The sequence below is a fragment of the Plantactinospora sp. A48 genome (assembly GCF_055793945.1).
This window is the reverse complement of record NZ_JBTIXF010000004.1, coordinates 163,601-174,051: the sequence shown is the minus strand read 5'-3', so window position 1 is coordinate 174,051 and position 10,451 is coordinate 163,601. Positions and strand designations below refer to the sequence as shown.

Sequence of the window (10,451 nt, the reverse complement as noted above, 5' to 3'; positions counted from 1 at the left end):
CCGCCAAGTCAAAATCGCCGACTCCGCCAACCCCAACACCGCCAGCTACTGGATCAGCACCATCAACCTCGCCAACTGGATGGCCACCCGCGGCTACAGCCACTAACACCAAGCACCAAGCACCAGGCACCAAGCACCAGGCACCAGGCACCAGGCACCAGGCACCAGGCACCAGGAAGCAACAGCACGGCCGCAAGCAAGGGCCGGCCCCACCGAGGGGCCGGCCCTTTCGGCATGCCTCTCCCCGCACCTGGCCCTGCTCGTCCTGGATGACATCCACGACGACTACGCCGGCTCCCGGCGGGTCACCTCGCCGGCGTTCAACGGACCGCCGCTCTGTTCCGAGGGTGCCCTGTCGCTACCGGCCGTGGTATGCGAAGCTGCCTCGACTCTTTCCCGCGCCTGCTGGCGCGATCCCCAAGGAGGTAGTAGCCGTGTCCTGGACCCTCGGGCACACCCTGATCATCGTGCTGGTGCTGCTCATCGGTCTGACAGGTGGCTGGTTGCTCACCGGTAGGCTGCGCGGGACCTCCGGTGACTCATCCGGCGAACCGTCCGGGACCGAGATCGCGGCCGGTCGACCGGTTGACGATGCGGCACCGATGCCCGACTCCAGCGAAACGGGGCTCGCGGTCGGCGCCGGTTCGACCCCCCAGGCGGATGTGCCGAGTCCCACCGCGCCCGACGCCGTCACCGTCATCGACGGCCGGACCGGGGCGACGGACACCGCGCCGGTGGACACCGCACCCGCCGAGACCGACCCGGTGGACACCGCGCTGGCCGAGACCGCGCCGGTGAACCCCGCACCCGCCGAGTCCGGCCCGGCCGAGACCGCGCCGGGGGACACCGCACCGGCAGGCACCGCGCCGACCGATGTGGTGGCTGCGACGGACGCACCGGAGCGGACCGTGCCGGTACCGGTGGACGACATCGACACGCCGCTCACCGGATCGAACGACCCGGTGCTGTCCGAAGCGGACGATGACCGGACCGCGACGGAGACCCCACCGACCGACGAGCCGATGGTCGCCGTCGAGGACATCCCGCCGGCCGAGGCGGTCGAATCCCCGATCGTCGCCAGCCCCGCGGCGGAAACCGACCCGGCCACCGACGTACCCGCCACCGGCCCGACCATCGACGTACCCGGCACCACCGGGCCCACCACCGACGCACCCAGCGCCGGCCTGAGCAGTGACGCACCAGGTGCCGCCGACTCGACCGGGCCGGAATCCCCTGCGGCCCCCTCCGCACCGGAGCCGGTGGTGGTCACGCCGCCCGTCGAGGAGGTCCCGGCGGCCATACCCACCAAGACCGCTCCCCTGGCCGCCAAATCGGCCGCCGAGTCCGCCGGTCAGGATGAAGGCGCCGAGGACAACCTGCGTCGTATCGAGGGGGTGGGGCCGAAGATGGCCACCGCGTTGCAGGCGGCCGGCATCCGGACGTACCGCCAGCTTGCCGGGACCGACGTGGAGTCGCTGCGGGCGGCGGTACGCGGAGCCGGCATGCGGGTCCCGGCCAGCCTGCCCACCTGGCCGCAGCAGGCCGCGGTGCTGGCCACGGGCGGCGCCGAGGTGGCGGCGGTCCTTCCTGGACCCGGCGGCGACGAGGCCGGAGCCTGACCCCGAACCGAGGCGACGAGGCCGGGGCCTGACCCCGAACCGCTGCGACGAGGCCGGGGCCTGACCCCGAACCGCTGGGATGAGCGGGGTGGCGGGATGGGCGCGTCGAGCCCATCCCGCCGGCTTCATCACCCAGGCGACCGGCGCAGCCGGCGAAAGCGCGCCGGTCAGTGCGGCGCCGCTGAGTACGCGACGGTCAGAGCGCGACGGTGAGTACGCGCCGGTCGGAGCCGATGCCGGATGCACCGGCGCGGCCGAGCCCAACCGTTAACCGGGGCCCCCTGCTATACAAAAAGCGATAACAGGGGCCCTTCCTTTCAACTGTCCCTTCAGGCGTCCGCGCGGGTGCCCTCCGCCGTCCGGGAACTGGCCGCGCCGGTGGCCTGGTCCGTCGTCCCGGCGGTGTCGTCGTGGTTCACCTCGTCGTGGTTCACCTCGTCGTGCGGCGTGGTGTCGATGATCTCCCGCACCCGGTCGCCCGGTAGCCGGACCTTGAGCGCCATCAGGTAGATCACGGCGCTGAACACCAGGTTCACCAGGAATCCCCAGCCGAGCCCGATCAGGCCGGTGCCCTCGTAGTCGCTCAGGTAGCTGATCAACGCCAGACCACCCAGCCAGGGAATCGTCCACGAGCCGGCCCGCCAGTTCAGGTGCGGCAGATGCACAGATCCGGTGAGCCGGAAGACACCGAGCAGCACCAGCCCGATCAGTACGCCGACGAACAGCTTCCAGTTGGTCCCCCAACCCGCCCAGAACACGATCATGTTGGATGAGAAGAAGGCGAGGAACGGGATCACGTCGCCGCCGGGCAGCCGGAACGCCCGTGGGTGGTCCGGCATCTCCCGCCGCAGCGCCGCGAAGACCAGCGGTCCGGAGCCGAACGACAGGACGGTGGCGCCGGTGACCAGGCCGACCAACTGCTGCCAGCTCGGGAACGGCAGGAAGATGACCAGGCCGATCACGAACGCGACGATGGTGGCCACCCAGGGCACCCCGCTGCGGGTGAGCTTGGCCACCTGCTTCGGCACGTTGCCGTTGTGCGCCATGGCGTACCCGAGTCGGGACGTGATGGCCGTGTAGATCAGACCGGTGTCGCCCGGCGAGACGATGGCGTCGGCGTACAGCAGCACGGCCAACCAGGTCAGGCCCAGGATCGAGGCGATGGCCGCCAGCGGGCCGAAGGCGTCCTTGAAGGTCAGCGAGGCCCAGCCGCCGGACGAGGCCAGGGTGTCCTCGGGCACCGCGGCGAGGAAGGCGATCTGCAGGCCGATGTAGATGACCATGGTGAGCAGCACCGAGCCGACCACCGCGAACGGTACGTTGCGGCGCGGGTTGCTCGACTCACCGGCCAGCTCGATGCCCTGCCGGAAGCCCAGGAACGAGAACGTGATGCCGGCCGTCGCGATGGCGGTGAACACTCCGTGCTGACCGGACGGTGCGAAGCCGTGGCTGGTGAAGTTGGCACCGTGGAACGCCGTGAGCAGGAACGCGCCGATGACCACCACGATGATGGCGAGCTTCCACCACACCAGCACGTTGTTCAGCCGGGTGAAGAACCGCACCCCGATCACGTTGATCACGCAGAACAGCGCCATCAGCAGCACCGCGGCGACGTACCCGATGGGGGTGAGGGTGTGTACGGTCTTGCCGGCCACCTCGTGCTCGTTGGTGAACGGGTAGTACCGGGTCGCGTACTGGAGTGTCCCCTCGACCTCGATGGGCGCCACGACCGCCGCGGCCAGCCAGGTGATCCAGCCCATCAGGTAACTGGCGAATCCACCGAACGCGTAGTGCGGGAACCGGACCACACCGCCGGAGACCGGGAACATGGTGCCCAGCTCGGCGTAGGTGAGCCCGATCAGCATGATCATGATGCCGGCGATGAGCCAGGAGAAGATCGCCGCCGGTCCGGCGATCTGCGCGGCGTTCATCGCCCCGAACAGCCAGCCCGATCCGATGATCGAGCCGACCGCGGTGAAGAGCAGGCCGATCCGGCCGATGTCGCGTCTGAGTTTTGGCCGGTCCGCGCCGTCGGTGCCTTCGGAGATCGCCGTCGAGGCCATCGCATCCGTCCTCTCGCCGTGGGGACGCGACGCCCACAGGGGGTACGGGCGTCGCCGGCGGCGCGGGTGCCGCCGCGTCACACTGTGCAAGCGGTCTCCGTGCTACCCAACCCGACTTCCGTTCACTCCTACCTGCGACTACCTGCGACGCGGGCCTACCTGCGACGCGGGCCGGCTCGGGGCTCACCCGCACGGAGCGCCGGACCGGACGGATCAGCCGGACCGGACGGTTCAGCCGGGCCGAGGCGTCAAACCGGACCGGGGCGTTAAAAAGGGCCCCTTGCTATCCGAAAAGCGATAACAAGGGGCCCTTCCTTGCAGCGTGGCGCTAGAGCACGGCGAGGGGGCGGGAGGCGGGGTTGACCGGGGCCGGCAGTTCGCCCGGGCCGCCCAGGTAGGCGTGGATCGCGGCGGCGGCGGCCCGGCCCTCGGCGATGGCCCAGACGATCAGCGACGCGCCCCGGTGCATGTCCCCGGCCACGAACACCCCGGGGGTGCCGGTCTGCCAGCCGGGGTCGGAGTCCAGCGCCCCGCGGGAGTTGCGGGCCAGGCCCAGCTGGTCGAGCAGGGGCTGCCGCTCGGTGCCCTCGAAGCCGATCGCCAGCAGCACCAGATCGGCCGGAAGATCCCGTTCCGAACCCGGCAGCACGGTCAGGAAGCGCTGACCGTCCCGCTTCTCGACGGTGACCTCGGCGATCCGGACGGCGCGGACCGCGCCCGTACCGTCGTCCACGAACTCCTGCACGGCGACCGCGAACACCCGGTCGCCGCCCTCCTCGTGCGCCGGGTAGCTGCGCAGGATCCACGGCCAGGTCGGCCACGGATCCCGGGCCGCGTCCCGGGCCTCCGGCGGCTCGGGGTACAGGTCGAGCTGGTAGACCCCGGCGGCGCCCTGCCGGTGCGCCGCGCCCAGGCAGTCGGCGGCGGTGTCACCGCCACCGATGATGACCACATGCCGGCCGGCGGCGTCGATCTCGGCCGGCGGCACCTCGGGGTCGACCGCCGGTTCGGCACCGTCGTCCCGGCCGTCGTCCTGCTGGACCCGGGCGGTCCCACCGGCGCCGTGCTGCTGGACCCCGGTCGGGCCGGCCGGGTCGTCGTGCACGGCCGGGACCGTCGCCGGAGCCGAACCCGCGCCACCGGCCGCCGCGACGGCCCGGTTGGCCGCCACCAGGTGTTCCATCGCCTGGTGTACGCCGCGCAGCCGGCGACCCGGGGTGTCCGGGACATCCCGCCCGGCCAGCGCCCCGCAGGCCAGCAGCACCGCGTCGGACGTCTCCCGCAGCTGTTCGGCGGTGATGTCGACGCCGACGTTCACGCCGGTACGGAACCGCACGCCCTCGGCTTCGAGCTGGGCCAGTCGCCGGTCGACATGCAGCTTCTCCAGCTTGAAGTCGGGGATGCCGTACCGGAGCAGGCCACCGGCCGCGTCGTCCCGCTCGTACACGGTCACCGCGTGCCCGGCGCGGGCCAACTGCTGCGCCGCGGCCAGGCCGGCGGGTCCCGAGCCGACCACCGCGACCCGCTTGCCGGTCGGCGGTGCCACCGGCACCGGTTCGACCAGCCCCTGGTCGAACGCCCGGTTGATGATCTCCACCTCGACCTGCTTGATGGTGACCGCCCCCGCCCCGGAGGGCGCCGCCGCGGCGGTGCCGAGGCCGGTCGGGATGGCGAGCACGCAGGCCGCCTCGCAGGGCGCCGGGCAGAGCCGCCCGGTGAACTCGGGGAAGTTGTTGGTGGCGTGCAGCGCCTCGATGGCCTCGGCCCACCGCCCCGTCCGGACCAGGTCGTTCCAGTCCGGGATGCGGTTGCCCAGCGGGCACCCGTCGTGGCAGAACGGGATGCCGCAGTCCATGCACCGGGTGGCCTGCTCACGGATCAGCGCGTCGCTGGCCGGCGGGTAGACCTCCCGCCAGTCGCGGATGCGTACCGGCACCGGCCGGCGGGCCGGCAGCCGCCGGTCGTACCGCAGGAAACCATTGGGGTCAGGCACGGGCCACCTCCTGGGCCTGGCGCGGGGTGGGGCGGGCATCGACCGGCGGCGCTGGCGCTGGCGGCGCCCCACCGGAGGATACGGCGAGCGCGCTCATCACCGCGTCGTCGACGTCGTGGCCGGCGGCTTCGGCGGCCCGCATGATCTCCATGACCCGGCGGTAGTCCCGGGGTACCACGGCGGTGAACTCACGCACCGCCGCCGGCCACCGGTCGAGCAGCTCGGCGGCGACCGTCGAGCCGGTCTCGGCGGCGTGCCGGCGCACCAGGTCGTGCAGCAGCCTGCGCTGCTCCTCGGTCGGCGGGCTCAGCTCGACCAGTTCGGGGTTGACCAGGGCGGGGTTCAGCCGCCACAGGAACGCCGTACCCCCGGACATGCCGGCCGCGAAGTTGCGGCCACAGCCGCCGAGCACCACCACCGTGCCGCCGGTCATGTACTCGCAACCGTGGTCACCGACGCCTTCCACCACGGCGACCGCACCGGAGTTGCGGACGGCGAACCGCTCGCCGACCCGGCCACGCAGGAACAGTTCACCGCCGGTGGCGCCGTACAGGATGGTGTTGCCGGCGATGATCTGGTCCTCGGCCCGTTCCCCGGCCGTGGCGTCCGGCCCGACGAACGGCGCCCGCGGGTCGGGGCGGACCACCAGCCGACCGCCGGACAGACCCTTGCCCACGTAGTCGTTGGCGTCCCCCACCAGCCGCAGCGTCACGCCCGGCGGCAGGAACGCCCCGAACGACTGGCCGGCCGTGCCGGTGAGGGTGATCTCGATGGTGTCCGTGGGCAGGCCGGCCCCGCCGTACCGCCGGGTGACCTCACCGCCCAGCATCGCGCCCACGCTGCGGTGCTCGTTGCGGACGTCCAGCTCGACCCGCACCGGAGTACCGTCGGACAGCGCCGGCCCGGCGGCGGCGATGAGCTTGTTGTCCAGCGCGGCGGCCAGCCCGTGGTCCTGCTCCCGGGTACGGCGGCGGGCGGCGCCCGCCGGCAGTTCCGGCAGCGCCAGTACGCGGCTCAGGTCCAGCCCGCCGGCCTTCCAGTGGTCGATGGCGGGCAGCAGGTCGAGCAGTTCGGTCGCGCCGATCGCCTCGTCCAGCGAGCGCAGCCCCAGTTCGGCGAGGTACTCCCGGACCTCCTCGGCGAGGAAACGGAAGAAGTTCTCCACGAACTCCGGCCGCCCGGTGAAGCGTTCCCGCAGCACCGGGTTCTGGGTGGCGATGCCGACCGGGCAGGTGTCCAGGTGGCAGACCCGCATCATCACGCAGCCGGAGACGATCAGTGGCGCGGTGGCGAAGCCGTACTCCTCGGCGCCGAGCAGCGCGGCGACCACCACGTCCCGGCCGGTCTTGAGCTGGCCGTCCACCTGCACGCTGACCCGGTCCCGCAGTCCGTTGCGCAACAGCGTCTGCTGCGCCTCGGCCAGGCCCAGCTCCCACGGCGTGCCGGCGTGCTTGAGCGAGTTCATCGGCGAGGCACCGGTGCCGCCGTCGTGGCCGGAGATCAGGATCACGTCGGCCTTGAGTTTCGCCACACCGGCCGCGACCGTGCCGACGCCGACCTCGCTGACCAGCTTGACGTGCACCCGGGCGGCCGGGTTGACGCACTTGAGGTCGTGGACGAGCTGGGCCAGGTCCTCGATCGAATAGATGTCGTGGTGCGGTGGCGGCGAGATCAGCCCGACGCCGGGCGTGGCGTGCCGGGTCCGGGCGATCCACGGCCAGACCTTGTTGCCGGGCAGCTGGCCGCCCTCGCCCGGCTTGGCGCCCTGGGCCATCTTGATCTGCAGGTCGTCGGCGTTGACCAGGTACTCGCTGGTCACCCCGAACCGGCCGCTGGCGATCTGCTTGACGGCGGATCGGCGGCGCGGGTCGTGCAGCCGGTCGACGTCCTCGCCGCCCTCGCCGGTGTTCGACCGGCCGCCGATCCGGTTCATCGCCACGGCCAGGGTCTCGTGCGCCTCCGCCGAGATCGACCCGTACGACATGGCGCCGGTGGCGAACCGTTTGACGATCTCCTCGACCGGCTCGACCTCGTCGATCGGTACCGGCGGGCGGACCCCGGTGCGCAGCCGGAACAGTCCGCGCAGCGAACCGGCCCGGGCCGCCAGCCCGTCCACCGTGGACGTGTAGCGCCGGAAGACGTCGTACTGACCGGCCCGGGTGGCGTGCTGGAGCAGGAACACCGTTTCGGGGTTGAACAGGTGCAGTTCGCCGTCGCGACGCCACTGGTACTCGCCGCCGGCCACGAGCCGCCGGGCCGCCGGGTCGCCACCGACCTCCTCGACACCGTCCGGGACCGGCGGGTACGCCCGGGCGTGCCGGGCGGCGATCTCGGTGTGGATGCCGGCCAGGCCGACGCCGCCGATGGTGCTGGAGGTGCCGACGAAGTACCGCTGCACCAGCCGCTCGTCCAGGCCGACGGCCTCGAACACCTGCGCGCCGCAGTACGAGGAGACCGTCGAGATGCCCATCTTCGACATGATCTTCAGGACGCCCTTGCCGAGCGCCGTCAGATAGTTGTGTACCGCGGTCGTCGGGTCGATCCCGCCCAGCGCGCCGGTGTGGGCCAGCTCCTCCACGGTCTCGAAGGCCAGGTACGGGTTGACGGCGGCCGCGCCGTACCCGATCAGCACGGCGGCGTGGTGTACCTCGCGGCAGTCCCCGCTCTCCACGATCAGCGCGATCCGGGTCCGGGTCTGCTCCCGGACCAGGTGCTGGTGGACGGCGGCGGTGAGCAGCAGCGACGGGATCGGGGCCAGGTCGGCCGTCGAGTCCCGGTCGGAGAGCACCAGGATCCGCACGCCGTCCTCGATCGCCTCGGAGACGTGCCGGCAGATCTCGGTGAGCCGGGCCCGGATGCCGGCGCCGCCCTCCCGGAGCCGGTACAGCCCGGAGACCCGGACCGCCTTGAAGCCCGGCATGTCCCCGTCCTCGTCGATCGACAGGATCCGGGCGAGGTCGTCGTTGTCCAGGATCGGGTACGGCAGGGCGATCTGCCGACAGCTCGCCGGGCCGGGGTCGAGCAGGTTGCCCTCGGGGCCGATGGTGGCCCGCAGGCTGGTCACCAGTTCCTCCCGGATCGCGTCCAGGGGCGGGTTGGTGACCTGCGCGAACAGCTGGTGGAAGTAGTCGTAGAGCAGCCTCGGCCGGGTGGACAACGGCGAGATCGGGGTGTCGGTGCCCATCGAACCGACCGGTTCGGCCCCGACCCGGGCCATCGGGGCGAGCAGGATCTTCAGCTCCTCCTCGGTGTACCCGAAGGTCTGCTGGCGCCGCAGCACCGAGTCGTGGGTGTAGACGATGTGCTCGCGCCTGGGCAGGTCCGCCAGCTCGATCTGGCCGGCGTGCAGCCACTCGTCGTACGGCGACTCGGCGGCGAGTTCGCGCTTGACCTCCTCGTCGGTGACGATCCGGCCGGCACCGGTGTCCACCAGGAACATCCGGCCCGGTCGCAGCCGGCCCTTGGCCACCACGCCGGCCGGGTCGAGGTCCAGCACACCGGCCTCGCTGCCCAGCACCACCAGCCCGTCGGCGGTGCGCCACCAGCGGCCGGGGCGCAACCCGTTACGGTCCAGCACCGCGCCCACCACGGTGCCGTCGGTGAACGCGACCGCCGCCGGCCCGTCCCACGGCTCCATGAGGTTGGCGTGGAAGCGGTAGAAGGCCCGCCGGTGGGCGGGCATGTCCGGGTCGTTCTCCCACGCCTCCGGGATCATCATGAGCACGGCGTGCGGCAGGCTCCGGCCGGCCAGGTGCAGCAGTTCCAGCACCTCGTCGAAGTTGGCCGAGTCCGAGGCGGCCGGCGTGCAGACCGGGAACAGCCGGCGCATCGAGCCGGGGATCAGCGGGCTCGCGAGCAGGGCCTCCCGGGCCTGCATCCAGTTGCGGTTGCCCCGGATGGTGTTGATCTCGCCGTTGTGCGCGACGAACCGGTACGGGTGGGCCAGCGGCCAGGACGGGAAGGTGTTCGTGGAGAACCTGGAGTGGACCAGCGCGATGGCGCTGGTCATCCGCTCGTCGCGCAGGTCCGGGAAGAACGCGGGCAGCTGGTCCGGGGTGAGCATTCCCTTGTAGACCATGGTCCGCGCCGACAGCGACGGGAAGTACGCCGCGGCGCCCCGCTCGGCGCTCTCCCGCTCGGCCTGCTTACGTACGCAGAACGCCACCCGGTCCAGGTCGATGCCGGACAGCGGCTCGCCGGCCTGGCCGGTCGGGGCGTCGGTGAGCCGCCGGGCGGCCAGGAAGAGCTGCCGGATCACCGGCCGGGCCGCCAGCGCCGTCTCGCCCAGGCCGTCCGGGTCCACCGGCACGTCCCGCCAGCCCAGGATCTCCGCGCCTTCGACCAGGGCGTACTTCTCCACCACCCGGCGGGACAGTTCCGCCGCGGCCGGGTCGGCCGGCAGGAAAGCCAGGCCGGTGGCGTACTGGCCGGCCGGTGGCAGGGGGAAGTCGACGGCGGCCCGCAGGAAGTCGTCCGGGATCTGGATCATGATCCCGGCGCCGTCGCCGGTGTTCGGCTCGGCGCCCCGGGCGCCGCGGTGGTCCAGGCGACGCAGCGCGGACAGGCCCTGGGCGACCACGGCGTGCGAGCGCCGCCCGTACAGGTCGGCCACGAAGGCCACCCCACAGGCGTCATGCTCGTACGCCGGGTCGTACAGGCCGGTGGCCGGCGGAGCGGGCTGCGGCGGGAGAGGGTACGGGAAATCCACCGGGTCTCCTGTCGTCACTCACGTTCCATCACGATCGGGACGACGTCGGCCCTTACTGGATTACCGAG

Annotated in this window: 4 protein-coding genes and 1 pseudogene; 2 read left to right on the top strand and 3 right to left on the bottom strand. The window is 72.2% G+C overall.

The window, feature by feature from the left end; all coding sequences use genetic code 11:
• Together ACXN5W_RS04340 and ACXN5W_RS04335 are read left to right on the top strand one after the other, a co-directional pair.
• Positions 1–106: pseudogene (locus tag ACXN5W_RS04340) on the top strand (C39 family peptidase); the annotation flags it as partial.
• A 328-nt stretch (positions 107–434) separates the two neighbouring features.
• Positions 435–1,619 carry a helix-hairpin-helix domain-containing protein gene (locus tag ACXN5W_RS04335; protein WP_473156805.1) on the top strand — a complete coding sequence of 395 codons (1,185 nt, stop codon included), beginning with the start codon at positions 435–437 and terminating at the stop codon, positions 1,617–1,619.
• Between the two features lie 329 nt (positions 1,620–1,948).
• Here the strand turns inward: ACXN5W_RS04335 and ACXN5W_RS04330 are convergent, their stop codons facing one another.
• The 3 genes from ACXN5W_RS04330 to gltB all read right to left on the bottom strand — a co-directional run bounded on the left by ACXN5W_RS04330 (position 1,949) and on the right by gltB (position 10,383).
• A complete protein-coding gene (locus ACXN5W_RS04330; RefSeq protein WP_473156804.1) occupies positions 1,949–3,682 on the bottom strand; it encodes an APC family permease in 1,734 nt (577 codons plus the stop codon).
• 328 nt (positions 3,683–4,010) lie between these two features.
• Entirely contained in the window at positions 4,011–5,675 is a 1,665-nt protein-coding gene (locus tag ACXN5W_RS04325) for a glutamate synthase subunit beta (RefSeq protein WP_473156803.1), read from the bottom strand.
• The gene (gltB, locus tag ACXN5W_RS04320) at positions 5,668–10,383 is read right to left on the bottom strand and encodes a glutamate synthase large subunit (protein ID WP_473156802.1); all 4,716 of its coding nucleotides are present in this window, start codon (positions 10,381–10,383) and stop codon (positions 5,668–5,670) included. Before gltB ends, ACXN5W_RS04325 begins: the two co-directional genes overlap by 8 nt.
• Positions 10,384–10,451 lie beyond the last annotated feature (68 nt).

Coding starts and splice junctions, on each gene's coding strand:
- ACXN5W_RS04330 (WP_473156804.1), bottom strand. CDS start 3,682: ATGGCCTCGACGGCGATCTCCGAAGGCACCGACGGCGCGGACCGGCCA.